Source organism: Rhizobium sophoriradicis (assembly GCF_003939025.1).
Taxonomy (GTDB): domain Bacteria; phylum Pseudomonadota; class Alphaproteobacteria; order Rhizobiales; family Rhizobiaceae; genus Rhizobium; species Rhizobium sophoriradicis.
Map to the genome: position 1 here is coordinate 1 of NZ_RQIH01000013.1, position 23,094 is coordinate 23,094.

A 23,094-nucleotide genomic window follows, 5' to 3' on the forward strand; every position below is an offset into this window, starting at 1 on the left:
TCCGTCCAGCTGCCTGCCAAATCATCAAATTCAGCCACCATCACCCCGCCACACACCGAAGCGGGGCAAGCACAGATGACGGCAATCGCCTGACCCAAGCTGCAACGCCGGTTATGCAACAGTCCCCCTCGGGGAGAAGGTGCCGGCAGGCGGATGAGGGGGCCGCCCGGCACAAGCCTCACATACCGATCCCAAATTCAATGCCGCGCCCTAACAGGGCCGAAACGTTTCAATCACGGCCATCCTGCAGAAGCGCAAAGCCGGTGCCGCCGGCCCCCTCACCCGCCCTGCGGGCACCTTCTCCCCGCTGGGGAGAAGGGGACTTAAAGCCCGATCTCATGCGCCCAGGGCGGGTTCGCGCCGGCGCGGGAGACGGTGACGGCGGCGGCTTTGGCGCCGAGCGTCAGGGCGTTGCGCACCGCCTGTTCGTCGAGCGAAGCGACCTGCGCCTTGGTCAGCAGGTTATCCCTCTTCAGCGAGGCCAGCACGCCGGCATCGAAAGTGTCGCCGGCGCCGACCGTATCGACGACCGCAACGCGCTGGCTCGGCACCGTCACCTTGCGCTCCCTGGTATAGCCGGAAGCGCCTTCGGCGCCCTTGGTGATGACGACGAGTTTTGCGCCGTGGGCGAGCCAATGGGCGGCGAGCGCGTCATGGTCGCCTTCAAGGCCGAACCAGTCGAGATCCTCGTCGGAGAATTTGATGATATCGGATTTGGCCGCCATGCGCCTGATGCGGGCCATATGCGCCGGCTTGTCCTTGATGAAGCCGGGGCGGATGTTCGGATCGAGCGAGATCACGCGCCTTTCGGCTTCGCGGTCGAGAAGCGCTTCATAGGTTTCACCGCAGGGGCTCGGGATCAGGCTGATCGCGCCGAAATGCAGCGCTTCGCAATCATCGCCGAGGACGGGCAAGTCGGCCTCGGTGATCATCCGGCCGGCCGTGCCCTCGTCGTAGAAGGCATAGGTCGCCTGGCCGTTGACGAGCTTGACGAAGGCGATCGTCGAGGGGCGCTGCGTGATGGCGCAGGGGCTGTAGTCGACATTGGCGGCCTTCAGCGTCGCAAGCAGGATTTCGCCCATCATGTCGTCGGCAATGCCGGTGAAGAAGGCCGTCGGTATGCCGAGGCGGCCGAGCGCGATCGCGGTGTTGAAGATCGCGCCGCCGGCATAGGGGGCAAAGCCCTTTTCGCCAAGGGTCGTTTCCCTCGGCAGCATGTCGATCAAGGCTTCGCCGCAACACAAAATCATCGGTTCCTCCCAACAGGACTTACGCGTTCTTCAATCGATTAAGCGAGCTTTTGTCAAAAGGCTAGAGCGAAAGCTCACTGACGCCACCATTCCTTCCCGACCATGCGAGCGGCCCGTCGAGGAAGGCCTCGACTTCTTCGAGCGTCTTGTCGTCGAACAGCTGCTGCGCCTTGGCGACGGCCAGGACATTGCGCCAGGTGGCGATATGATGCAGCTTCACCTTGCCCTCGGTAAAGCGCTGTTGGCCAAAAATGTCGTAGAAGAACAGCGCGATGCCGTGATCGACGGTGCCGCCGGCGGCGCGGACCGCATCGATGAACTTGAACATGCTGCCGCCGGCCGTCGTCAGGTCCTCGATGACGAGCACGCGCGAGCCTTCCGGCATATTGCCTTCGATCTGGGCATTGCGGCCATGGCCCTTCGGCTGCTTGCGGACATAGACCATCGGCAGACCGAGGCGGTCGGCAAGCAGGGCGGCAAAGGGAATGCCGGCGGTTTCGCCGCCGGCGATGCAATCGAACTGCTCGAAACCGGCGTCGCGCATCAGCGTGCTGGCGGCGAAATCCATGACCGTCGAACGGATGCGCGGGTAGGAGAGCAGCTTGCGGCAATCGATATAGACCGGGCTCGCCATGCCGGAGGAGAGCTTGTAAGGCTGAGCGGCGTTGAAGTGCACCGCCTTGATCTCCCAGAGCATCTTGGCCACCAGTTCGGCCATCAGGGCGCGGTCGGGAAATGTGGTCTGGATCATGCGGCTCTCCTTCGGCTTTGCGTCTCCGGCAATAGCAGCAAGAGCCCTCGGTTTCCAGACGCAGGCTTACCTATTCACCTCAGCAGGCGGCCGATATCGGCGATCTGCATCTTCTTGAACAGAGCGATCGCCTGGGCGCCCTCTTCCTCTTCCAACGAAACGGCATAGCGCACTGCGGCAGCGAGAAGCTGCATCGTCAGCCGCGCGATCGCCAGAAGCTCCCTGGATTCACGCTGCGGCCACAGGCGGACGAGCACGACGAGAAAGGTCCGAGCATGAAATTCCATGTCCTCGGCATCAATCTGCTGCAGCAGCTTGTCGGTATGGGTCGCATGCCAGATGTCACGCATAACGGGCTCTCGGCGAAAGAAGGCGTAGTATTGGTCGACGATGTTGGCGAGCGCGCCTTGGACGGCCGAAACGTCCGTCACCTTCGCCAGTTCCTCCTCCACACACCGCCTGCCCTCTTCGTTGAACCGCTCGGCCAATGTCCGGATGATCGAGCTCTTGTCGGGGAAATATTGGTAGAGGGCGCCGAAGGAGAGGCCTGCCTTCTCGACGATCTCGCTCATCTTCAAGCCGTCGCTGCCATGGCTTTCGATCAGTTCCGCGGCAACGGCGAGGATCTTTTCGAAGCGTTCGCGGCCGCGCTGCTGGCTGGGAATGCGGCGAGGCTGGCCCGTTTGCTCCGACGAGCGTCTGCGCGTTGCGGCTGGAGGTTGCGACATCGTTTCTCCTTTGGCGATTGACAAACAAAATAAGAGAGATTATCTCATTTTGCAAATAAGAGAGTTTCTCTTGTTTTGGAAAAGGAAGGAGCTACGACATGCAGAATTCCGAAATCGTCCTCGTCGGTGGATCCGGAAAGACCGGCGGCCGCATCATGAAACGCCTGGAAGAGCGCGGTCTCAAGGTTCGCGTGGCATCGCGCTCCAGCGTCCGCCCGTTCGATTGGGAGGACAGTTTAACCTGGCCGGGCGCGCTTCAGGGCGCGTCGAGCGCCTATGTCGCCTTCCAGCCCGATCTTTCCGTCGCCTGGGCAGCCGAGGCAATTGAGGCGCTCGCGAAGACCGCGGTGGAATGCGGCCTCGAGCATATTGTGCTGCTTTCGGGCCGCGGCGAAGAGGGCGCGCAGCGCAGCGAAACGGCGCTGAAGTCCTCAGGCATCGGCTACAACATCCTGCGCGCCTCCTGGTTCTGCCAGAACTTCTCCGAAGGCGCGTTTCTGAAGCAGATTCTTGCCGGCCGGCTGCAATTGCCGGCCGGAGATATCCCCGAGCCCTTCATCGATGCCGACGACATCGCCGATGTGGCGGTCGCCGCCTTGACCGATCCGAGCCATCGCAACAAGGCTTACGAGCTGACTGGGCCGCGGGCGCTGACATTCCGCGAGGCGGTCGCCGAGATCGCCGCGGCAGCGGGACGGCCGATCACATATGAGCAGGTCTCGATGGCCGATTTCATCGGCGGACTTGCGGCTGCCGGCCTGCCCCAGGACCTCATCGATCTGCTGGAGGAGCTTTTCGGCCAGGTGCTCGACGGGCGCAATTCCAGCAGCATGAGCGGTGTGCCCGACATTCTCGGCCGCCCCGCCACCGATTTCAGCCACTTTGCCCGCCGGACCGCGGCATCGGGAATATGGAGCGTCTGACGATGCAGACGATCCTGATCCTATCGCTCGTCGCTGCCGCTATCGGCAGCGGCCTCATCGCCGGCATCTTCTTTGCCTTCTCGACCTTCATCATGACCGCCTTTTCCAGGATCCCGGCGGAACAGGGCATTGCCGCCATGAACTCCATCAATGTGACGATCGTCCGCTCGCCGTTCATGGCGCTCTTCGTGCCGACGGCGATCCTCTGCCTTGTCATATCAGTGATGGCGGTGATCAACTGGCGCGGCGGGGCGTCGGCGCTGATGCTGGCAGGCGCCGCCCTCTATCTCCTCGCTTCTTTCGTCTCGACCATCGTCTTCAACGTGCCGATGAACGATGCGCTGGAGAAGGTGAGCGGCAAAGAGCCGCAAGCGGCCGAGCTCTGGGCGACCTATCTCAGGGACTGGACATGGTGGAACCATGTCAGGACGATCGCCTCGCTGCTTGCCTCGGTCGCCTTCGTGCGGGCGCTGATGCTGGTTTGAGAAGCAGGCGCCGGCAGCCAAGAGAGCCTCATCCTGAGGGGCCCCAAAGGGGCCTCGAAGGGCGAGGCGGGTGCGCCGGCGTTGGAGGCATGCAGGAGCAGCGTTGCGGCTTGTCTTTCGAGGCTACAGCCTCCGGCTTCCGCACCTCAGGATTAGGGACGTTGGCGGGTGCCGCGGTTTCGCACCCGCCTTCGTCCGTTTATTTACCGGCGTCCCGGCGTCGGAAAATACGCCAGGCCGAGATCATGGCGAGCAGCAGGAACAACCCTGCAAAACCGCCCCACAGGGAGCCGCCTTGCGTCAGGTTGCCACCGTCTGGCGTGAGGCAACTGGATAATGCTTGAGATATGCAATCTCGAAACCTCCAGTATCTTTCATAGAACAGCCATCCGAAAAAGATCGACAGAAGCGCTGAAACCAAGACTGAAACATATTTCATTTTGTTCCTGCCCGCCGGCTGGGAGTTATTGTGAGTTGAAAAATCGCCGTCACAAGTGACCTCGGGCGATCAGCCCTTCAGCGCGGCTCGATATCTTGTTGTAACTGTAGGTTTAAAGCACCCGGATGCAAGCGCCGGCAATCACCCATCCTCCTTCCTGTGCCTGTCACAGGAAGGAGGATGGTGATTGCCGGCCTAATGAAGCACCCGTTGTTGTGTGTCTCTGTACGCTGACAGCCGCGTTTGGCGACAATGCGAACCACACTCTCCGTCATCCCAGGCCCTGAGCCTGGGATCCATACGACTGCTGCTGCTGGATGCGGTGTGGATGCTCGGCTCAAGGCCGAGCATGACGGAGGGTGGGGTGGGCAGGAGAAACCCATTCACAGCGCAGACGCCGTGTCACGACGCCATCCGCTAGCGAAACCAGACAATGCCAGTCACGGCCTAAACTGACTTGAGGGTCGAGACCGCGCATATGACAAAGAGACTGACCTTGTCAGCGCTCCGCCTATCTCTGCTCGCAAAAGGCGATGCGGTTGCTGAAGGGGTCGGTGACGGTCATCTCCAGTCCCCAGGGCGCTTCCTCCACGCCGGGTTTCATGTAGCGGTAGTCCTTGCCGGCGAGTTCGGCGTGGTAGGCGCGGACATTGGCCACGCGGACGAAGGCCTTGGCGCCGGGGCTGGCGTCGCCGGAATGTTCGCTCAGATGCAACGCCATGCCGTCACGCGAGACCTGGCAATAGAGCGGGAAGTTTTCGCCGAAGCGGTGCTCCCAATCGAGGTGGAAACCCAGGAAGCCGCAATAGAACTCCATGGCTTTCTCGACCGAGAAGATGCGGAAGATCGGCGTCGGCGGCTCTATGCCGATAGCCGAAGGCGAGGCCCCGGCCGCCTCGATCTTCGCCGAGAGGATATTCCATTGGTCGAGCCCGAACTGCCGGGCGACGATTTCGAGGGTCTCGCTGTGAGTGAGGGAAATGTGGCGGTCGGCAAGGGCCTGCCGCAAAGTCTTTGCCATGAGCTTGGCATCGCGAAAATCGCGCATGATGTCATCCTTCCGTTGGCGGCAAACAGGAAGATCAGTGCCCGCGTCTGCTGACCCGTTCGCCATCGATCGCCAAACGGCAAGGGATGTGAAGGTTGGTATCGGGATGCATTCACCATAACGCCATTGTCAAAACGTCGGCGTCGCGGGGCGGCTGGCCGCATCCGGCCGAGGCCGATACTAAGACACGCGCAGTCCGGGATCAAGACGCCGTGCGCGATACCTCGAGGGGCACCGCCTGCAGGTGGCCGGCAAGCTCGACGCGATTGCGGCCGCCGCGCTTGGCGGCGTAAAGCGCCTTGTCGGCGGCGCTCAGCATGGCATCGAAATCGAGCGGCGTAGAGCGGCCGGGCGCCACTCCGACGCTGACCGTGCATTTCAGCACGTCGCCGTCGATCGGGATTTCGCGCGCCTCGAAGGCTCGGCGGATTCGCTCAGCCGTCAGTTCAGCCCGGCCGGGCATGATCTCCTTCAGCACAAGCGCAAATTCTTCGCCACCGAGCCTGGCAGCGGTGTCGCCGGGGCGGCAGTGGGCGGTCAGTTCGTCGGCGAAGACGGTGATCACGCGGTCTCCGGCGGCATGGCCATAACGGTCGTTGACGGATTTGAAATGGTCGATATCGAAGACGATGACGGCGGCGGTCGAACCCATGGGGCGCGTGCCATACTGGTCGAAGACGGCGCGGCGGTTGAGCAGGCCGGTCAGCGGATCGGTGATCGCCTCGAGACGATGGCGGGCAGCAAGCCGCCACTGATGCAGCGCCAGCGACAGCGCGCCGATCCCGGTCATGCCGGCGATGCAGACGGCGAGGCTCAGATCTTCGGCCCAATTGTTTGGTGCTGCGCCGAGCACCAGCTTGCCGTCGGCAATCAGCACGCCGGCGCAGAGCACGAAGGAGATCGCCGTCAGCATATAGAGTGCGGCGATGCCGAGGATCGGCGCCGGCGCCTCAGCGCGGGCGAGCCAATATTGCCGGGCGGTGGCGAAAAGCAGCAGGGCGATCGCAAGATTATCGGCGATGAAGGCCAGGCCGTCATAACCTGCCAGCATCGGCACGACCGAAAAGATCATCGCGGCCAGCGCGCGGATGGCAAGGGCCGGGATCGGCAGCCGACCGGTGAGGAACTGCTTGCCGGCGCCCCAGATGGTGGCGAAACCGGCATGGAACAGCACGAAGCTGGCGACGCCGAGCCATATCTGCGGCCTATTCACATAGGCGCTGTAGACGAAGATTCCGCTAACCACGAAGACGAGGCCGATGGTGGCGGTCAGCAACACGGTTTCGGCCCGGCGGACCAGCCAGCTGCCCATCAGGGTCACGGCAAGACACGCCGCGGAGACACCGAGCGCCAGCAGGAGGGAGTTATAGTCAAGCGTCATGCTCTTCAGTCTCCGCAGCTGTTGCCGCGCCGGAATATGGGCAACTCATCGGGTCCGCGACGAGGACTGTCTTATGCATCCGTTAACAAATGATGCACCGCACAATGCAAATGTTACGCGTTTAACGTCGCGCCTGAGATAATGATGAATTTTCGATTTAAAATTGAATTCCGGACGACCTACGCCGGAGCCGCGACCTGCCAATGCAAGGGAAACATTGGATCGAACACGGTAACAGGGCCCGCGCCTGTTTCTATCTTAGCGGGAAAAACGACCGGGTCAGCCTGCTTTGACAGCGTGATCCGCTCTTCATTCGGCGAAAGCCCATACCAGGCCGGCCCATTCAGCGAGGCGAAGGCTTCGAGTTTGTCCAGGGCGCCTTCCGCTTCGAAGACATGGGCAAGGCAGCTCATCGTGTTGATCGAGGTGTAGATGCCGGCGCAGCCGCAGGCGCATTCCTTCAAGGGGTCGACATGCGGGGCCGAATCCGTGCCGAGGAAAAAGCGGGGATTACCGCTCACGGCGGCGGCGCGCAGCGCCAGCCGGTGGTTTTCGCGCTTGGCGACCGGCAGGCAGTAATAATGCGGCTTGATGCCGCCGACGAGGATGGCGTTGCGGTTGATGATCAGATGGTGGGTGGTGATCGAGCCGGCGAGATTGGCCTTGGCCGCCTTGATGTATTCGATGCCGTCCGCGGTCGTCACATGCTCCATCGTCACCTTCAGCTCCGGCAGGCGTCGGCGCAGCGGATCGAGCACGGTATCGATGAAGACGGCCTCGCGGTCGAAAATATCGACCTCAGGGGTGGTCACCTCGCCATGGACGCAGAGCGGCAGGCCAATCTCAGCCATGCGCTCCAGCACCGGCATCGCCTTTTCCATGTCGCGCACGCCGCCGTGCGAATTGGTGGTGGCGCCGGCGGGATAGAGCTTGACGGCGGTGATGAGGCCGCTTTCCGCCCCCGCCTCGACATCGTCAGCGCTGGTATGTTCAGTGAGATAAAGCGTCATTAGCGGCTGGAAGCGGTGGCCGGCCGGCAAGGCTTTCAGGATGCGATCGCGATAGGCGGCGGCATCCGATGTGGTGACAACAGGCGGCAACAGATTGGGCATGATGATGGCGCGGGCGAAGGTGCGGCTCGTATCGGCAATCACGCCTTCCAGCATGTCGCCGTCGCGCAGATGCAGGTGCCAGTCGTCGGGACGGCGGATGGTGATCGATTGCATGGCAGGCCTCCGAAGCGATGCGTCTGCGGCCTCGATAGCATTATAACCCAGCTGAAAACAATCGTCGCGGAATCAGGCCAGCGCGATCTCCAGCGTCACATCGGCCGGGCGGCGGTGTTCGAGGATCAGCCTTCCGTTCGGCAGGTCATTGCCGTAGACCTTGGCGCTGGCCGCCTCTTCGCTCAGATTATAACCGCGCCAGCGGGCCCAGAGGCGCTCCTCGAGCACCTCGATCGGCGGCGCCAGCATGATCGAGAAGTCGAAGACGCCGTCGAGTTCGGCCCATTTGCCCTGCGTGAACAGCAGATAATTGCCCTCGACGATGATGAAGCGATCGTTCGGATCGATCGGCCGGGCCGATGCGATGGCGAGCTCGCGCGAACGGTCGAAGACCGGCGCCAGCACCTCCTGGTCGGCCCGCTTGACGGCGGCGATGATATCGAGGAAGCCGCGGACGTCGAAGGTCTCGGGAATGCCCTTGCGCGCCAGCAGGCCGCGTTCGATCAGGATGGCATTGTCCATGTGGAAGCCGTCCATCGGCAGGACCGCGGCGCTTTCGCCCTTGGCCTTCAGCGCCGCTGCCAGATTGTCGGCCATGGTCGATTTGCCCGAACCCGGCGGCCCGGCGATGCCGATCAGGAAACGTCTGGCGTCGCCGGCGCGGCTAAGAACCTCGCCGGCGATTTCGTCGATGCGTACACTCATGCCGCAACCGGCTCCGTCGGCACCGTCTTGGCGCCGGTCATGAAGGCGACGGCATCCGACATGGTGTATTCCTTCGGATTGATCACCGTCAGGCGCCGGCCGAGGCGGTGGATATGGATCCGGTCGGCCACCTCGAAGACATGCGGCATGTTGTGCGAGATCAGCACGATCGGCAGGCCGCGAGCGCGCACGTCGAGGATCAGTTCCAGCACCTTGCGGCTTTCCTTGACGCCGAGAGCCGCGGTCGGCTCATCCATGATGATGACCTTCGAGCCGAAGGCGGCGGCGCGGGCGACGGCGACACCCTGACGCTGGCCGCCCGACAGCGTCTCCACCGCCTGGTTGATGTTCTGGATGGTCATCAGGCCGAGTTCGGAGAGCTTGTTGCGCGCCAGCTTTTCCATCGCCGGCCGGTCGAGCATGCGGAACAGCGAGCCGAGCGGGCCCTTTTTGCGGATCTCGCGGCCGAGGAACATGTTGTCGGCAATCGACAACGCCGGCGACAAAGCGAGGTTCTGATAGACAGTCTCGATGCCGGCCTCTCGCGCTTCCATCGGCGAGCGGAAATTCACCTGCCGGCCTTCCAGCGTGATCACTCCCTCGTCGGGGGTGACAGCGCCGGAGATCGCCTTGATGAGCGAGGACTTGCCGGCGCCGTTATCGCCGATGACGGCAAGGATCTCGCCCGGATAGAGGTCGAAATCGGCATTGTCGAGCGCGGTCACGCGTCCATAGCGCTTGACGAGACCGCGGGCGGTGAGAATGGGTTCGACAGCCATGGTCACACCGAAACCTTTCTGATCCACTGATCGATGGCGACGGCGGCGATGATGAGCACGCCCGTCAGCAGGACTTTCCATTGCGGGTCGGCGCCGAGCATGTTGAGGCCCATCGACACGACGCCGACGATCATGGCGCCGAACAGGGTGCCGAGAATGGAGCCGCGTCCGCCGAAGAGGGAGATGCCTCCGATCACGGTCGCGGTGATCGCCTGGAGGTTATAATCGGTGACCGCCGAGGACGGCGAGATCGAGCCATTGCGGCCGATCGAAACCCAGGCGGCGAAGGCGGCGATGACGCCCGATATGGTGTAGACGGTGAGCAGCACCTTCTTGGTCTGGATGCCGGAGAGCTTGGCCGCCTCGGGATCGTCGCCCACCGCATAGACATGCCGGCCCCAGGCGGTGTGATTGAGCACATACCAGAGCAGCAGGACGAGCAGCACCATGGCGATGACGCCGAGGGTGAGCACGGCGGTGCCGGCCCTGAAGCTCATGGCGAAAAGATGCAGCAGCGGAGCCTGTGCGTCGACATCGGCGTCGCGGATCGTCTCATTGGCGGAATAGATGAAATTCGTCGCCATGACGATGTTCCAGGTGCCGAGCGTGACGATGAAGGGCGGCAGCTTCATGAAGGCGACAAGGAAGCCGTTCAGCAAGCCGCAGAGACCGCCGACAAGCATGCCGGCTGCGACCGCGATCGGCGTCGGTATGCCGTAGGTGATGGCGACATTGCCCATGATAACGGCCGAGATCACCATGATGACGCCGATCGAAAGATCGATGCCGGCCGTCAGGATGACCAGCGTCTGGGCGGCGCCGAGAATGCCGACGATGGCGATCTGCTGCAGGATCAGTGTCAGGGTGTAGGACGAGAAAAACCGTCCGCCGAGCGTTATCCCGAAGATGATGATCGCCAGCACCAGCACGATGAGCGGCACGGCGGCCGGCGTCGAGTGCAGAAAATGCTGCGCACGCTTGATCAGCGGGACGCCCTGGTGCTCGAAGGAGGCGACGTTCTTGTCGCTGCCGTCGAGGACGCGTTCGAATTCCTGTGCTCCGGTCATGGTTCCTCCTCCGCATCCGCGCGCCGAACCCGCGCGGAGGCCGCCACCCATTGTCATCCGTTCGTTGGTTAGCCGGTGGGGTGACGGCACATCGTCCGTCCAAAACGGCCGGGGATCAAGCCCCGGCCACTTTCTCTTTCAATAGATCGGGCTCAGCCCCAGCACTTGTCGGTGCCTTCCTTGGTATCGATCGACTTGACGCCGGAAACCGGCTTGTCGGTGACGAGCGAGACGCCGGTGTCGAAGAAGGACTTGCCTTCCGTCGGCTTCGGCTTCTCACCGCTATCGGCGAACTTCTTGATCGCCTCGATGCCGAGCGACGCCATCAGCAGCGGGTATTGCTGCGAGGTGGCGCCGATGACGCCTTCCTTGACCGACTTGACGCCGGGGCAGCCGCCGTCGACCGAGACGATCAGCACGTTCTTTTCCATGCCGACAGCCTTCAGTGCCTGATAGGCACCGACAGCGGCCGGCTCGTTGATCGTGTGGATGACGTTAATGCTAGGATCCTTCTGCAGAAGGTTTTCCATGGCCTTGCGGCCGCCTTCTTCATTGCCGTTGGTCACGTCATGGCCGACGATGCGCTTGTCGTCTTCGTCGCCGATCTTGTCCGGGTTCTTCGGGTCGATCCCGAAGCCCATCATGAAGCCCTGGTCGCGCAGAACGTCGACCGTCGGCTGCGACGGCGTCAGGTCGAGGAAGCCGACCTTGGCGTCCTTGGCCTTGTCGCCGAGCGTTTCCTTGGCCCACTGGCCGATCAGCTTGCCTGCCAGCAGGTTGTCGGTGGCGAAGGTGGCGTCGGCGGCATCGGCCGGCTCAAGCGGCGTGTCGAGCGCGATAACCAGCACGCCGGCATCACGCGCCTTCTTGACCGAAGAGACGATGCCCTTAGTGTCCGAGGCAGTGAGCAGAATGCCCTTGGCGCCGTCGGCTATGCAGCTTTCGATCGCCGCAACCTGGCTTTCGCTGTCACCGTCGACCTTGCCGGCATAGGACTTCAGCGAAACGCCGAGTTCCTTGGCCTTGGCCGTCGCACCTTCCTTCATCTTGACGAAGAAGGGATTGGTGTCGGTCTTGGTGATGAGGCAGGCGGAAACATCAGCCGCCATGGCAGGTGCGGAAAAAGCGACGCCGAGCGCGAGCGCGCCGAAAGCGAGAACTGATTTCTTCATGAACTCCTCCCAGAGTTTGCCGGCGCCGCCCGTGCGGGCCGGAATTTTCGAGATGTGACACTTCGCTTCGGTCGCTTGTCGCTCCCGAAGCCGCCCGTGCCCTTGACGCTGGCAATTAAGAGCGAAAGAAATTGGCTTGTCAATAAATAAATCCAATTGAATTATTAATTCGATGTGGCATGCTCGATTGAATTAGGGCATAGGCCAACAATCGGGAGGAGCGGCCATGTCGTCTTTGGATGGACGGGAACACACACCGGTCCCGCCGCCAATTCTAAATCCGGCCGGAGGCGCGAACCAGGTCAGGGTACGGGCCTATAATGAACGGCTCGTGCTGTCGCTGGTGCGCCTTTACGGCGCGCTGTCGAAGGCCGACATTGCGCGCCGCAGCGGGCTTTCGGCGCAGACGGTGTCGGTCATCATGCGGGTCCTGGAAAAGGAAGGGCTGCTGTCTCGCGGCGCGCCGGTGCGCGGCCGCGTCGGCCAGCCGTCGATCCCGATGCATCTTAATCCCGACGCGGTCTATTCCTTCGGCCTGAAGATGGGCCGGCGCAGCGCCGATCTGGTGCTGATGGATTTCGTCGGCCGCATCCGCATGCAGCTGCACCGGACCTATGCCTATCCGCTGCCGCACGAAATCCTCGCCTTCGTCACGTCGGGCATTCAGGAGATCGAGAGCCGGCTCGACGACAAGCAGCGCAGCCGTATCGCCGGCCTCGGCATCGCCGCCCCCTTCGAGCTGTGGAACTGGGCCGAAGAAGTCGGAGCGCCGCCCGGCGCCATGGAGGTCTGGCGCGACGTCGACCTGCAGGCCGATATCGCCGCGCGCGTTTCCCACCCGGTTTTCCTGCAGAACGATGCGACTAGCGCCTGCGGGGCCGAGCTCGTCTTCGGCGTCGGCCCCTCATATCCCGACTTCGTCTATTTCTTCATCGGCTCCTTTATCGGCGGCGGCATCGTCCTGAATTCGGCGATCTTTTCCGGCCGTACCGGCACGGCGGGCGCGATCGGGCCGTTGCCCGTGCGCGACAGAAACGGCGAAACCAAGCAGCTGCTCGAAATCGCCTCGATCTTCGTTTTGGAAAACATGCTGCGCGAGCGTGGCATCGATCCCGAGCCGCTCTGGTATTCCGCCGACGACTGGGTGGATTTCGGCCAGCCAATGGAGATCTGGATTCAGGACACCGCCAAGGCGCTGGCGCAGGCAATCGTTGCGGCCGCCTCGATCGTCGATTTCAGCGCTGCCGTCATCGACGGCGGCTTTCCTCATTGGGTGCGCAGCCGCGTCGTGCAGGCGACGATCGACGAAGCCGCCAAGCTCGACCTGCAGGGCGTCGTCATGCCCGAGATCATCGAGGGCGCGGTCGGCGCGCAGGCGCGCGCCATCGGCGGCGCCAGCCTGCCGATCTTTGCGCGCTACCTCACAGACCAGAACGTACTCTTCAAGGAGATAGACCATGCTGAAGGGACTTGATCCGCTTCTGAGCCCGGAATTGCTGTTTACACTTCGGGCGATGGGCCACGGCGACGAGATCGCCATTGTCGACGGCAACTATCCCGGCGTCGAACATGCCCGCCGGCTGATCCGGCTCGACGGCCATCATCTCATTCCGGTGCTCAATGCCGTGCTCAGCGTGCTGCCGATCGACGATTTCGTGCCGGAGGCGATCTTCCGCTCGACCGTCAAGGCCGAGCGCGACAAGCTCGATCCCGTGCATGAGGAGATGATCGACTGCTGCGCCCGTCACGAGCCCCATCGGCAGGTGGTGCCGCTCGTCGGCCAGGATTTCTACGGCCGGGTGCGGGCCGCCCATGCGCTGATCCAGACCAGCGAGCCCAGGCTTTATGCCAACATCATCCTGCGCAAGGGCGTGATCTATCCGAGGGAAGGCGGCCAGACCGAGGTGGATCCGTTCGTCTACTAGAGCTTTTCCGGCCGGCCGCCCGATGCCCGCTAAAAGTCTTTCGTTATTACCTTGACGACCCACGCCATCTCCACAGGCTTCTCTAGCCGTTGGATTGTCTTGAACCTCGGGGGAATTCCACCGGAACCGTACCCGGTGACGAAGGCGAAGGAAATGTTCCGTGCCACCAGCCTGTCTGCGATCGGAATAGCCGACTCCCCGTCCAGATTGAGATCGAGCATGGCGAAGTCCAGATGAGCGGTAGCGTCGAGAAGCGCAAGGGCGTCGCCCACGGAAGCGACCGGGCCAACCACCTGGGCACCGGCACGAGAAAGGGAGCGCACAAGTTCGTCGGCGATGAAATAGTCGTCCTCGACCACGAGAATGGCGAGGCTGGCAAGAGAGTTCATCGTCGTCATGTCTTTCATTCCTTTCCCCCATCTATGGCTATGGGGGCCAGAATGGTGCAGCGAACGCCATCGGCGCCTATTTCATAAGTGGTATTCGCCTTGAGCTGATACGGGAGTGCCCGCTCAATCAGTTCGCGACCGTAGCCGGAACCCTGCGGTGGAGCGTCGTCAGACGGCATGTTTTCAACTCCGGTTTCCACCCACTCCAGGAACAGGGCCGGCGCCCCGCCGCCTTCATTCCTGAGGCGCCACCGGATCGTCAGGCCGCCCCGTGGAGACGCCAGAGCCCCATATTTGACGGCGTTGGTCGCCAGTTCGTGCAGCGCCAACGCGAATGTTTGGATCGCCCGCGATCGCAGCCGTATTCCGCGCGGTCCATCGAGCACTATTTTTTCTTTACCACCGACATGGGCAGCCAATTCGGCCTCAAGCAGTTCGTCAAATGTGACCCGTTGGTCTTCGCCCAGCCTGGAGAGAAGACTCTGCACTCTGGCGACGGCAGCAAGCCTACGACTGAATGCCTCGGCGAAGTCATCCAGCGTCAGACTTGACTCGATCGTCTTCAGCGACAGCGAGCGTATAACGGCAACGATGTTGCGGGTTCGATGCTGGAGCTCCGCCAGCATGACCTCCTGCCTGCCCTGGAGTTCCTTCAGTTGCTGCACATCGGTGCAGGTCCCCAGCCACTCGAATTCCAGGCCGGTTGCCGGAAGCGAGCGGCTGTGGTGCCAGATATATTCACCGTCCGAAGCGCGGCGAATACGATTTTCGCAGTCGAGCCCGCCCTTGGCTTCCGCGTCCCTCCAGGCCGCCATCACAAGGTCGCGGTCTTCGGGATGGATGACGTCCAGCCAGCCCATTCCAGCGCTGTCTTCGTTGCGCTGTCCAGTGAACCTCTCCCATTGCGGGCTCGACCAGATGCGATGGCCGAGCGATCGCGCTCGCCAGACCAGTTGGGGAACGCCTGCTATAAGCGAGCGCTGCAAGGCTTCGCTTTCATAAAGCCGCTGTTCGGTTCGCCGCCGCTCCGTGACGTCTTGGCCGACCTTGAGGAAGCCCCTCACCGAGCCGTCCGGGTTTCGCAGGCAAACGGTCGAGCCGTCGACGAAGACCCGCGAGCCGTCCTTGCGCAAATGCCATCTCACGTCGGGCGCCGAACCCTCGCGTCTGGCCGTCTCGATCTCGTTGCGATCCTCCCCCCGCGTCCGATCTTCAGGCGTAAATAATTCGCTGCACGACATTCCCGCAGCCTCCTCGGCCGTCCACCCGAAGACCTTCTCAGCGCCCTTATGCCAGTCGACGATCCGATCCTGCGCGTCTGCGACAAAAATCGCATAGTCGCGGGCCTTCTCCACGACGATAGAGAAACGTTCCGTTGTCGCCTGAAGGGCCTGGACCTTGTGGAGCCTGTCGATCACGGGTCCGAGGATCGTGGCGTAGGTACGAAGGAATTGAGTGTCTTCTTCGCCGAAATCCCTCGGCTCGACGTCGTCAACCTGCAACAGCCCGTAAGCACGGTTGGCCGGCAAGAAGATCGGCACATTGGCGAGCGCGGCGACACCGGCCTCTTTCATAAACATGGGAATTCTGAACCGCTCTTCCCTGGTGATGTCCTGAGTGATCACGGGCTCGCCAGTCCGGATCGAATAGGTTTCGGACGAATAGTCGTCCATGTCCAACTCGAGGCCGACGATGTCAGGCTGCCATCCGATGGCCGCTCGCACTCGAAGCTTTTTTCCACCTTCGTGAATTTCCAATACCTTGGAGCGCTGCGTTTCGACCGCATCGCTAACCAGACGACAGGCCTCGAATAGGATGGCGTCCAGATCATCTGAGCGAAGTGCGAATTCCCCGAAGTCGGCGAGGACTTTCTGGCGCTTGAGTAGCTGACCATGATCCAGCACTTGCTTCCTCGGACGTGTCATGTCGAATCCCTCGAACATCCCGCAAGAAGATCAGTTCCCAAATACGCGACCGGTGATCGCCGGCATCACGCGTACCTTGGATTGATCTAGCGTTGGTTCGGAATTTAACGAGTCATGGAGGCGACCGGCGTGGCTGATGTTGAACGCCAATCAGATGCGGCAGCAGCAGCCACAGACCGGGAACATTCCTGAGATAAGGCGGTTAGTCGGCATCCAACCAGGAGGACCCCAATGTATCACCATGTAAAGAAGCTCATGTATACCGTTCGAGTTGACGAACCTGATCCCAAATTCGGCAATATGCTGCTTGAGCAGTTCGGTGGCGCAAACGGTGAACTTGCCGCCGCCATGCAATACTCTATTCAAGGTTTGAACTGCGAGGATCCCGGCCGGAAGGACCTCCTGATGGACATCGGGACCGAAGAACTCAGCCACCTCGAGATCGTCGGGACTCTTGCGAGGATGCACCTCAAGCCGCTGAAGTCCGTCAGAGAAGAGGCGGAAGCCGACCCGCTGATCGCCATTGCAGGCGGAGGTGGGGTGAACCTTTTCAATTCGATGGGAAACCCCTGGACTGCCGATTATCTCAAAATAACGGGTGAATTGGACGTGGATCTGCGAAGCAATATAGCCGCGGAGGCACGTGCCAAGATCGTCTACGAACGCCTGATCGACTTCTGCCGCGATCCGGGGACCAAGGATGCGCTGCAGTTCCTGATGACCAGAGAGATCACCCACATGCGTGCTTTCGCCCTGGCCCTCGAAAGCATGGGCAAGCCGCCGCTGAGCGTCGGCAGGATTGCGCCGACTGCAGGACTGGTCGATCAGTTCTTCAACGATTCCACCGGTGAAGGGGATTTGGGTGAGGTCGACACCCGCGGCCCCTGGAATGAAGGAAAACCGTGGGAGTTTGTCGAGGCGCCGGCCTTCCATGATCTCCCGGGAGTGGAAAACGGGGGAACGGCAATCCACGCTCGAAGCGCCCCTCCGAACGGAGCAGAAGCGATCCAGGAAGTCCTTGTGGATGAACTCCGTGACCTCCTGCATGCGGAAAAGCAGCTGTTGAAGGCGCTTCCCAAGATGCAGAAAGCCGCCCGCACTCAACAGCTCCAGACCTTGCTGCGCAACCATCTTGTCGAGACGGAGGGGCAGGTCGAGCGCTTGAACGAATGTCTGCGCATTGTCGGCACGTCGCCTCGCGCCAAACCATGCAAGGGCATGGCCGGCCTGGTAGAGGAAGGCGAGGAGGTGATGGCGGAAGGCAAGAAAAAGGAAGACGCTCCCGCTGATCTGGCTTTGATCGGAGCGGCGTTGCGCGTCGAGCACTACGAGATTGCCGCCTACACCACCGCTCGCAATCTGGCCCTTCAACTTGCGCAGCCGGCGGTCGCTCAACTGCTCACACTGTCGCTGGGCGAAGAGCAGAATGCGGGACAGTTGCTGGATCAGGTTGCCCAACCCCTGATGTCGGCGGCGAGAATGCCAAGTAGCGTCCTGACAGTTTAGCCGAGAGGAGCGAGGAACGCGTGATCCGGCTTGACGGCGACGGGCCTACATAAGCCGAAGTTGCTACAGACGGCACCGCGCCTGTGAGGAGACGTGGTGCCGCCTGCGTGCAGGCGCATCGCCGCCGCAAGAACTGCCTTTGTTGACCGCCAATATTAATGATATGCATCATCAATGATTCGAGCTATAATGACGGCTGACATCATAGTTTAAAATGGCCGTCGAAAGGATCGTGACGTGCGGATCACGAAGGAAAAGAAGCAGGAAAACTACGACCGGATTATCGCAACGGCGTCAGAGCTGTTTCGCGAGCGCGGTTTCGATGGCGTCGGCGTGGCGGAATTGATGGAGCGCGCGGGGCTCACCCATGGCGGCTTCTACAATCACTTCCGCTCCAAGGAGGAGTTGATCGCGGAATCGATCGAAAATGGTTTGAGCGAGACCTTGCAGCGCTATGCCGGTTATGACGTCCTCGATGTCATGGAGCTTTATCTTGCACGCGAACACCGGGATGGGCGCGGCCAGGGGTGCACGGCCGCGGCACTGAGTTGCGATGCCGCTCGACAGCCTGAGGAAACCAAGGCGGTTTTCGCTGCCGGAATAGACAAGCTGGTGCGCGCGGTGGAGGGTGGCATTGCCCAACATCACGCTTCCGGCGCCGGCGGGCGGGCGCAAGCCATCGCCATCCTCGCTCAGGCTGTTGGCGCAATTGTGCTTTCGAGGGCATGCCCGGACGATTCCCCGCTGGCGGACGAGCTGCTCGACGCCTGCCGGGCGGATTGCCGCGACGCCATTGAGAATCGGATGCGGGAACGAAAAGGGCACGCCTAGACCGGCGCGACCTACGTCATTTCGCGACTGCGATGACCACCTTGCCCTTGGCGCGCCCGGTCTCGACATAGGCCAGCGCATCTCCGGTCTTTTCAAACGGAAACACCTTGTCGACGACCGGCCGGATCACGCCTTGTTCGATCAGGTTGGCAATCTCACCCAGCTGCCGCCCCTCTGCGCGCATGAACAGGAATGAATAAGCGACGCCGAGACGCTTGGCCTTTTTGCGAACGCCGCGGCTGAGCAGCCGCAGCACCAGTTTCAGGAACAAGTTCAGGCCGAGCTCCCTGGCGAATGCAGAATCGGGCGGACCGGAAATAGAGATGAGCCGGCCACCCGGCTTCAGCACGCCCAGCGATTTTTCGAGCGTCTTCGGATCCTGGCTGTTCAGCACGAGATCGTAGTCCGACAGGACCTTTTCGAAATCCTGCGTCTTGTAGTCGATGACCACATCCGCCCCGAGACTTCTCGCCAGCTCGGCGTTTTTAGCGCTCGTCGTCGTCGCCACCGTCGCGCCGAGCTGTTTGGCGAGCTGAATGGCAAACGTGCCGACACCACCGGAACCGGCCTGAATGAAGACCTTTTGGCCCGGCTTCACCTTGCCCACTTCGACCAGCGCCTGCCAGGCGGTCAGCCCCACCAGCGGGATGGACGCCGCTTCTGTCATGCTGAGGTTGCTCGGCTTCAGCGCCGCATCGGCTTCATCGATGGCAATGAATTCGGCGAATGTCCCGACCCGATGATCGCGCGGCCGCGCATAGACCTCGTCACCCGCTTTGAACCGCTTCACCCTGGATCCGACTTTGACAACCGTTCCAGCAAGATCATGCCCGAGGACGAAGGGCGGCCGATAGGGCAGAATAAGCTTGAACTCTCCATCCCGGACCTTGGAGTCCAGCTGGTTCACGGCTGCGGCCTGAATCCGCACGAGGACATCATTGTCCCGCAATTCCGGTTCCGGCAGGTCGGCCAGGCGCAGAGCGCCTTTCTTCTTGTACTTATCAACGACGAATGCCTTCATCGGGCTTTCTCCATTTCGAATTCTGTTCCGGCGTCAGGTGCCAAGGAAGGACAAAGCCTTCGGCACGAAATCGGCGTGGTTCTGGAAAATCCCGCCATGCCCGGCGTCCTGGTAGATCACCAATTGCGCGCCCGGAATGCGCCGGGCCATATCGGTGCTGTTTATTGTCGGGACCATGATGTCATTGTCGCCATTGGCGATCAGGACCGGGATATTGATGCGGCCAAGGTCCTGGGGCGCCTGTCGCCCCCAAGCCTTGATCGCCTTGAGTTGCCGCAGGAAAGCCCTCGGGGTGGGGCCCTTGTCCCTTCCGGCCTTGCGCTCTTTGAGGCGATTCAGAAAGGCTTTCGCGGCTCGGCGGCCATTGGTGGTCGACGTAAAAAACAGATAGGTTTTTGGGTCGCGTAGCGTCAGCAAGGCTTTGATGATCAGTGGCCAGGACACGGCTCCGACCTTCTCGATTCCAGTGCCGCCCGCTGGGCCGGTTCCGGTCAAGATGAGTTTACGCACAAGGTTCGGCGCCTTCAGGGCGATGTCCTGGGCCACAAATCCCCCAAGGGAAAAGCCGAGCAGATCGACCTTTTGGAAGCCGAGCGCCCGGATCAACGCGATAGCGTCGCGCGCCATCTCGTCGATGGTCAGAGGGGCCGTTCCGCCTGAGGCGCCGATACCCCGGTAATTTGTTGCAATGACGTGATGTTTGGCGGCGAGACCATCGACAAGACCGGGATCGAAATTGTCCAGCACCGCGCCCCAATGATTGAGAAGAATGATCGGAACGCCGCCTTGGGGGCCAAGGTCGCGATAGACGAAAGGGGTTCCCCCAACATTGATCCAGAGATTGGGCGCCTCGGCGTAGCACGTCGCCGACCGAAGGTAGCTGATAGACGTTTTCATCGTTCACTCCATCATCTCACCAGCACGCTTGAGAACCTTGCCGATGCCGGTCGATGCCGGGGAGAACATCGTTTCCCGATGCGCCCCGCCTCCCATCCTCGCCATTGCCATCAGCCATTGAACCGCCGGTGCGGCCCCGATTGTCATCGGTCATTTTAATGATATCTATCATCATAGATGATTAATGATACTCATCATCAAAGTTGTCAAGCGATATTTCCGATCTGACGCTTCATCCAATTTGCGGCGAAGCTATCCGTTGTGCGCAGCGAAACCCCGGCACCCCTGGTCAGGGCAACTCACCGTTAACCTTCGACGCTCACAATAGTCTTTCGAACTTGACTGCGCGCTTGACCGCGACCGCAAGCCGGCCTTTCAATTCCGCCCGAATGATTTGTGGCGGTCTCGATACCGCAAGGACGATGCGGTCCTGCGAACTGGCCATGATGGCTCTTTATGAAACAGGAGCCCGTTCACATGCCTCGCACCCAACCGACCAGACCCCAGATGGAGATATTGGGCTGGCTCTCGATCTTCCTGCTTCTTTTCTGCCTGTCCTGGTTCTTCGATTGGCACGAGAGGCTGGATGGGTTCATCGAACGGTATCACGGCTATCCCCTGGACCATGCGCTGCTTGCCTTGAATGTCTCCGGGTTTTTGGGAGTCGTCTATTCCGCGCTGAGGATCCGGGATCTCTCGAGGGAGGTTCATCGCAGGCTGCAGGCCGAAAAGCATGTCGACTGGATTGCCTGTCATGACACGTTGACCGAGCTGCCGAACCGCAGATTTCTGGAGTCCGTATGCGCGCAGGCGATGATCGATCAAAGGGCAGAAGAAACCTATGCCGTGTTCAGCATCGATCTCGACGGCTTCAAGAAGGTCAACGATCTCCTCGGCCACGATCACGGTGATGCGGTGCTGAAGACCGTTGCTCAGCGGCTCTCCTCGCTCTTTCCCCGTGAGCACGTTTTCCGCCTCGGCGGAGACGAGTTTGTGGTCCTGGCGCGCCGCAGCGGACATCCCGATCTCGTCGCTTTGGGGAACCGCATCGTCAGCGCCATCGGCAAACCGTTCACGTTCAATGGTGTCGCCGTCGACCTCGGCGCCAGTGTCGGCTTCGCAGTTTATCCAGAGGACGGCGATGAGCTCGGTCAGGTCATCCGGCATTCTGATTGCGCAATGTATGTCGCCAAAAAGCAGGGCCGCAATCTGGTGAAGCCCTTCGTGCCTTCGATGCAAGACGAGCTGGCGAAGCGGGTCAGGATAGAAGGCGATCTGCGCGCGGCCATCCGGAAGGGCGAGATCGTTCCCTATTATCAGCCGCTCGTGGATCTGAAGGCGAACAAGATCATAGGCTTTGAGGCGCTGGCGCGCTGGAAAACGGCGTCCGGCGAATTCATCCCGCCGAGCGAATTCATTCCAGTGGCGGAGGAAGCCGGCCTGATCGTCGAATTGACGGACCAGCTGCTTCGCAGCGCCTGCACCGATGCGCTTTCCTGGCCAAGCGAGCTTGTCCTGTCCTTCAATCTTTCTCCGATCCAGCTGAGCGACCGGTTGCTGGGCCTCAGAATTCTCAAGATATTGGGCGATGTCGGCCTGCCCGCGCACCGGGTCGAGCTTGAGGTGACGGAGAGCGCCATCATCCAGGACGCGGTCACGGCAAGGATTGTCCTCGACGATCTGGTGAATGCGGGGGTCAGGATTGCTCTCGACGATTTCGGAACGGGCTTTTCCAGCCTCTCGCAGCTGTCCAGCTACCCGTTCGACAAGATCAAGATCGACAGGAGTTTCGTCGCTTCGTTCGAGACCAATGACAAGCAGGACAAGGTGATCAAGGCCATCGTCGCTCTCGGCACCGGACTGGGCGTGAGGATTACGGCCGAAGGCATCGAAGAGGAGAGCCAACTTCAGCGGCTTCAGGATCTCGGCTGTGATTTCGGCCAGGGATACCTGCTGGGCAGACCTGCGCCGATTGAGGAGATCACCGCACATCAGGTCGACAGCAGGATTCTGCAGCGCCGTTGACGAAACCATGCGTTCGCCTGACGAGGGCAGGAGTGACAATCGTTTCCCCCTCGCCCGGTGAGATCAACCGTCGATTTCAACTTCCGCTTCGCAGTTTACCGGCGCATTCAATGGGATGGCCATGCCGATGGATGAGCGGGCGTGGGCGCCGGCGTCGGAACCGTAGAGCTCCAGTATCAGATCGGAATAGCCGTTTGTAACCAGCGGCGTCTCATTGAACCCTGGCGCAACATTCACCATGGCGAAAACGCGTAGCCACGCCGTCACCCGATCGAGGTCTCCGACGGCGCGTTTGAGGCTTGCGAGATGGGCCAAGGCGACGAGCCGCGCCGATGCGTAACCCTGCTCCGGCGAAACTTCGGCTCCGACCTTGCCCAGCGGTTTTGCCAAAGTCCCATCCGGGTTGCAGGCGACATGACCCGAAATATAAGCGCGGGCGCCGCGCACCCGAACCCAGGCAAAGGGCAATTTCAGGCCGTCGCGAACCTTCAAAGGTTCCGGCAATTGCAGACCCATTTCGGCCAGACGCTGTTCGATGATGGCCATGATGCACCTCCCATGTGATTAGATCGCGCCAAAGCGGCCAGTGGTTTTGCGATAGCGATATGCGACCGGGGCTTA

Annotated in this window: 23 protein-coding genes; 7 read left to right on the forward strand and 16 right to left on the reverse strand. The window is 61.4% G+C overall.

The window, feature by feature from the left end; translation table 11 throughout:
- Positions 1 to 323: 323 nt before the first annotated feature.
- From EFR00_RS21430 to EFR00_RS21440, 3 genes are all read right to left on the reverse strand, one after another.
- Positions 324 to 1,250: a carbohydrate kinase family protein gene (locus EFR00_RS21430; RefSeq protein ID WP_077991144.1), complete on the reverse strand. Its 927-nt coding sequence runs from the start codon at positions 1,248 to 1,250 to the stop codon at positions 324 to 326.
- A gap of 61 nt (positions 1,251 to 1,311) precedes the next feature.
- Complete coding sequence (locus tag EFR00_RS21435) at positions 1,312 to 2,001, reverse strand: orotate phosphoribosyltransferase (protein WP_039617674.1); 690 nt, start codon at positions 1,999 to 2,001, stop codon at positions 1,312 to 1,314.
- Positions 2,002 to 2,075: 74 nt separating this feature from the next.
- Complete coding sequence (locus EFR00_RS21440; RefSeq protein WP_077991145.1) at positions 2,076 to 2,729, reverse strand: TetR/AcrR family transcriptional regulator; 654 nt, start codon at positions 2,727 to 2,729, stop codon at positions 2,076 to 2,078.
- 98 nt (positions 2,730 to 2,827) lie between these two features.
- Between EFR00_RS21440 and EFR00_RS21445 the strand changes: the two genes are divergently transcribed.
- Complete coding sequence (locus EFR00_RS21445; RefSeq protein WP_039617670.1) at positions 2,828 to 3,652, forward strand: NmrA family NAD(P)-binding protein; 825 nt, start codon at positions 2,828 to 2,830, stop codon at positions 3,650 to 3,652.
- Positions 3,653 to 3,654: 2 nt separating this feature from the next.
- Positions 3,655 to 4,137, forward strand: coding sequence for an anthrone oxygenase family protein (locus EFR00_RS21450; protein ID WP_038686618.1), 483 nt, complete (start codon positions 3,655 to 3,657; stop codon positions 4,135 to 4,137).
- Positions 4,138 to 4,336: 199 nt separating this feature from the next.
- Here EFR00_RS21450 and EFR00_RS21455 read toward each other — a convergent pair whose 3' ends face one another.
- The 8 genes from EFR00_RS21455 to EFR00_RS21495 all read right to left on the reverse strand — a co-directional run bounded on the left by EFR00_RS21455 (position 4,337) and on the right by EFR00_RS21495 (position 11,954).
- Entirely contained in the window at positions 4,337 to 4,576 is a 240-nt protein-coding gene (locus EFR00_RS21455) for a hypothetical protein (protein ID WP_077991147.1), read from the reverse strand.
- A 511-nt stretch (positions 4,577 to 5,087) separates the two neighbouring features.
- The gene (locus EFR00_RS21465) at positions 5,088 to 5,624 is read right to left on the reverse strand and encodes a glyoxalase superfamily protein (RefSeq protein ID WP_009995852.1); all 537 of its coding nucleotides are present in this window, start codon (positions 5,622 to 5,624) and stop codon (positions 5,088 to 5,090) included.
- A 202-nt stretch (positions 5,625 to 5,826) separates the two neighbouring features.
- Positions 5,827 to 7,005 carry a GGDEF domain-containing protein gene (locus EFR00_RS21470; protein ID WP_009995851.1) on the reverse strand — a complete coding sequence of 393 codons (1,179 nt, stop codon included), beginning with the start codon at positions 7,003 to 7,005 and terminating at the stop codon, positions 5,827 to 5,829.
- 179 nt (positions 7,006 to 7,184) lie between these two features.
- Positions 7,185 to 8,231 carry a dihydroorotase gene (gene pyrC, locus EFR00_RS21475; RefSeq protein WP_077991148.1) on the reverse strand — a complete coding sequence of 349 codons (1,047 nt, stop codon included), beginning with the start codon at positions 8,229 to 8,231 and terminating at the stop codon, positions 7,185 to 7,187.
- Positions 8,232 to 8,303: 72 nt separating this feature from the next.
- Positions 8,304 to 8,936, reverse strand: coding sequence for a nucleoside triphosphate hydrolase (locus tag EFR00_RS21480; protein WP_077991149.1), 633 nt, complete (start codon positions 8,934 to 8,936; stop codon positions 8,304 to 8,306).
- On the reverse strand, positions 8,933 to 9,715 hold the full coding sequence (locus EFR00_RS21485; RefSeq protein WP_009989375.1) for an ATP-binding cassette domain-containing protein: 783 nt from the start codon (positions 9,713 to 9,715) through the stop codon (positions 8,933 to 8,935). Before EFR00_RS21485 ends, EFR00_RS21480 begins: the two co-directional genes overlap by 4 nt.
- Positions 9,716 to 9,717: 2 nt before the next feature.
- Entirely contained in the window at positions 9,718 to 10,782 is a 1,065-nt protein-coding gene (locus EFR00_RS21490; RefSeq protein ID WP_038686608.1) for an ABC transporter permease, read from the reverse strand.
- A 152-nt stretch (positions 10,783 to 10,934) separates the two neighbouring features.
- On the reverse strand, positions 10,935 to 11,954 hold the full coding sequence (locus EFR00_RS21495) for a sugar ABC transporter substrate-binding protein (RefSeq protein ID WP_011423843.1): 1,020 nt from the start codon (positions 11,952 to 11,954) through the stop codon (positions 10,935 to 10,937).
- Between the two features lie 226 nt (positions 11,955 to 12,180).
- Between EFR00_RS21495 and EFR00_RS21500 the strand changes: the two genes are divergently transcribed.
- Together EFR00_RS21500 and EFR00_RS21505 are read left to right on the forward strand one after the other, a co-directional pair.
- Entirely contained in the window at positions 12,181 to 13,428 is a 1,248-nt protein-coding gene (locus EFR00_RS21500) for an ROK family transcriptional regulator (RefSeq protein ID WP_038686605.1), read from the forward strand.
- Positions 13,412 to 13,879 carry an RbsD/FucU family protein gene (locus EFR00_RS21505; protein ID WP_009990160.1) on the forward strand — a complete coding sequence of 156 codons (468 nt, stop codon included), beginning with the start codon at positions 13,412 to 13,414 and terminating at the stop codon, positions 13,877 to 13,879. Before EFR00_RS21500 ends, EFR00_RS21505 begins: the two co-directional genes overlap by 17 nt.
- Before the next feature lie 29 nt (positions 13,880 to 13,908).
- Here EFR00_RS21505 and EFR00_RS21510 read toward each other — a convergent pair whose 3' ends face one another.
- Together EFR00_RS21510 and EFR00_RS21515 are read right to left on the reverse strand one after the other, a co-directional pair.
- Entirely contained in the window at positions 13,909 to 14,277 is a 369-nt protein-coding gene (locus EFR00_RS21510; RefSeq protein WP_039623003.1) for a response regulator, read from the reverse strand.
- Positions 14,278 to 14,282: 5 nt separating this feature from the next.
- Positions 14,283 to 16,193, reverse strand: coding sequence for a PAS domain S-box protein (locus EFR00_RS21515; protein ID WP_245345044.1), 1,911 nt, complete (start codon positions 16,191 to 16,193; stop codon positions 14,283 to 14,285).
- Positions 16,194 to 16,424: 231 nt separating this feature from the next.
- On the opposite strand from EFR00_RS21515, the gene EFR00_RS21520 reads away from it, so the two are divergent.
- Together EFR00_RS21520 and EFR00_RS21525 are read left to right on the forward strand one after the other, a co-directional pair.
- The gene (locus EFR00_RS21520; RefSeq protein WP_038686601.1) at positions 16,425 to 17,699 is read left to right on the forward strand and encodes a DUF892 family protein; all 1,275 of its coding nucleotides are present in this window, start codon (positions 16,425 to 16,427) and stop codon (positions 17,697 to 17,699) included.
- A 237-nt stretch (positions 17,700 to 17,936) separates the two neighbouring features.
- On the forward strand, positions 17,937 to 18,530 hold the full coding sequence (locus EFR00_RS21525; protein WP_009995605.1) for a TetR/AcrR family transcriptional regulator: 594 nt from the start codon (positions 17,937 to 17,939) through the stop codon (positions 18,528 to 18,530).
- Positions 18,531 to 18,546: 16 nt separating this feature from the next.
- Here the strand turns inward: EFR00_RS21525 and EFR00_RS21530 are convergent, their stop codons facing one another.
- The gene (locus EFR00_RS21530) at positions 18,547 to 19,551 is read right to left on the reverse strand and encodes an NADP-dependent oxidoreductase (RefSeq protein ID WP_077991150.1); all 1,005 of its coding nucleotides are present in this window, start codon (positions 19,549 to 19,551) and stop codon (positions 18,547 to 18,549) included.
- 33 nt (positions 19,552 to 19,584) lie between these two features.
- Positions 19,585 to 20,448 (reverse strand): alpha/beta fold hydrolase, encoded by an 864-nt coding sequence (locus tag EFR00_RS21535; RefSeq protein ID WP_009995021.1) that lies wholly within the window; start codon positions 20,446 to 20,448, stop codon positions 19,585 to 19,587.
- A 477-nt stretch (positions 20,449 to 20,925) separates the two neighbouring features.
- Between EFR00_RS21535 and EFR00_RS21540 the strand changes: the two genes are divergently transcribed.
- A complete protein-coding gene (locus tag EFR00_RS21540) occupies positions 20,926 to 22,473 on the forward strand; it encodes a putative bifunctional diguanylate cyclase/phosphodiesterase (RefSeq protein WP_039617649.1) in 1,548 nt (515 codons plus the stop codon).
- A gap of 63 nt (positions 22,474 to 22,536) precedes the next feature.
- Here EFR00_RS21540 and EFR00_RS21545 read toward each other — a convergent pair whose 3' ends face one another.
- The gene (locus tag EFR00_RS21545) at positions 22,537 to 23,019 is read right to left on the reverse strand and encodes a RidA family protein (RefSeq protein WP_077991151.1); all 483 of its coding nucleotides are present in this window, start codon (positions 23,017 to 23,019) and stop codon (positions 22,537 to 22,539) included.
- Positions 23,020 to 23,094: the final 75 nt, after the last annotated feature.

Coding starts and splice junctions, on each gene's coding strand:
- EFR00_RS21430 (WP_077991144.1), bottom strand. CDS start 1,250: ATGATTTTGTGTTGCGGCGAAGCCTTGATCGACATGCTGCCGAGGGAA.
- EFR00_RS21435 (WP_039617674.1), bottom strand. CDS start 2,001: ATGATCCAGACCACATTTCCCGACCGCGCCCTGATGGCCGAACTGGTG.
- EFR00_RS21440 (WP_077991145.1), bottom strand. CDS start 2,729: ATGTCGCAACCTCCAGCCGCAACGCGCAGACGCTCGTCGGAGCAAACG.
- EFR00_RS21445 (WP_039617670.1), top strand. CDS start 2,828: ATGCAGAATTCCGAAATCGTCCTCGTCGGTGGATCCGGAAAGACCGGC.
- EFR00_RS21450 (WP_038686618.1), top strand. CDS start 3,655: ATGCAGACGATCCTGATCCTATCGCTCGTCGCTGCCGCTATCGGCAGC.
- EFR00_RS21455 (WP_077991147.1), bottom strand. CDS start 4,576: ATGAAATATGTTTCAGTCTTGGTTTCAGCGCTTCTGTCGATCTTTTTC.
- EFR00_RS21465 (WP_009995852.1), bottom strand. CDS start 5,624: ATGCGCGATTTTCGCGATGCCAAGCTCATGGCAAAGACTTTGCGGCAG.
- EFR00_RS21470 (WP_009995851.1), bottom strand. CDS start 7,005: ATGACGCTTGACTATAACTCCCTCCTGCTGGCGCTCGGTGTCTCCGCG.
- pyrC (WP_077991148.1), bottom strand. CDS start 8,231: ATGCAATCGATCACCATCCGCCGTCCCGACGACTGGCACCTGCATCTG.
- EFR00_RS21480 (WP_077991149.1), bottom strand. CDS start 8,936: ATGAGTGTACGCATCGACGAAATCGCCGGCGAGGTTCTTAGCCGCGCC.
- EFR00_RS21485 (WP_009989375.1), bottom strand. CDS start 9,715: ATGGCTGTCGAACCCATTCTCACCGCCCGCGGTCTCGTCAAGCGCTAT.
- EFR00_RS21490 (WP_038686608.1), bottom strand. CDS start 10,782: ATGACCGGAGCACAGGAATTCGAACGCGTCCTCGACGGCAGCGACAAG.
- EFR00_RS21495 (WP_011423843.1), bottom strand. CDS start 11,954: ATGAAGAAATCAGTTCTCGCTTTCGGCGCGCTCGCGCTCGGCGTCGCT.
- EFR00_RS21500 (WP_038686605.1), top strand. CDS start 12,181: ATGTCGTCTTTGGATGGACGGGAACACACACCGGTCCCGCCGCCAATT.
- EFR00_RS21505 (WP_009990160.1), top strand. CDS start 13,412: ATGCTGAAGGGACTTGATCCGCTTCTGAGCCCGGAATTGCTGTTTACA.
- EFR00_RS21510 (WP_039623003.1), bottom strand. CDS start 14,277: ATGACGACGATGAACTCTCTTGCCAGCCTCGCCATTCTCGTGGTCGAG.
- EFR00_RS21515 (WP_245345044.1), bottom strand. CDS start 16,193: ATGACACGTCCGAGGAAGCAAGTGCTGGATCATGGTCAGCTACTCAAG.
- EFR00_RS21520 (WP_038686601.1), top strand. CDS start 16,425: ATGTATCACCATGTAAAGAAGCTCATGTATACCGTTCGAGTTGACGAA.
- EFR00_RS21530 (WP_077991150.1), bottom strand. CDS start 19,551: ATGAAGGCATTCGTCGTTGATAAGTACAAGAAGAAAGGCGCTCTGCGC.
- EFR00_RS21535 (WP_009995021.1), bottom strand. CDS start 20,448: ATGAAAACGTCTATCAGCTACCTTCGGTCGGCGACGTGCTACGCCGAG.
- EFR00_RS21540 (WP_039617649.1), top strand. CDS start 20,926: ATGCCTCGCACCCAACCGACCAGACCCCAGATGGAGATATTGGGCTGG.
- EFR00_RS21545 (WP_077991151.1), bottom strand. CDS start 23,019: ATGGCCATCATCGAACAGCGTCTGGCCGAAATGGGTCTGCAATTGCCG.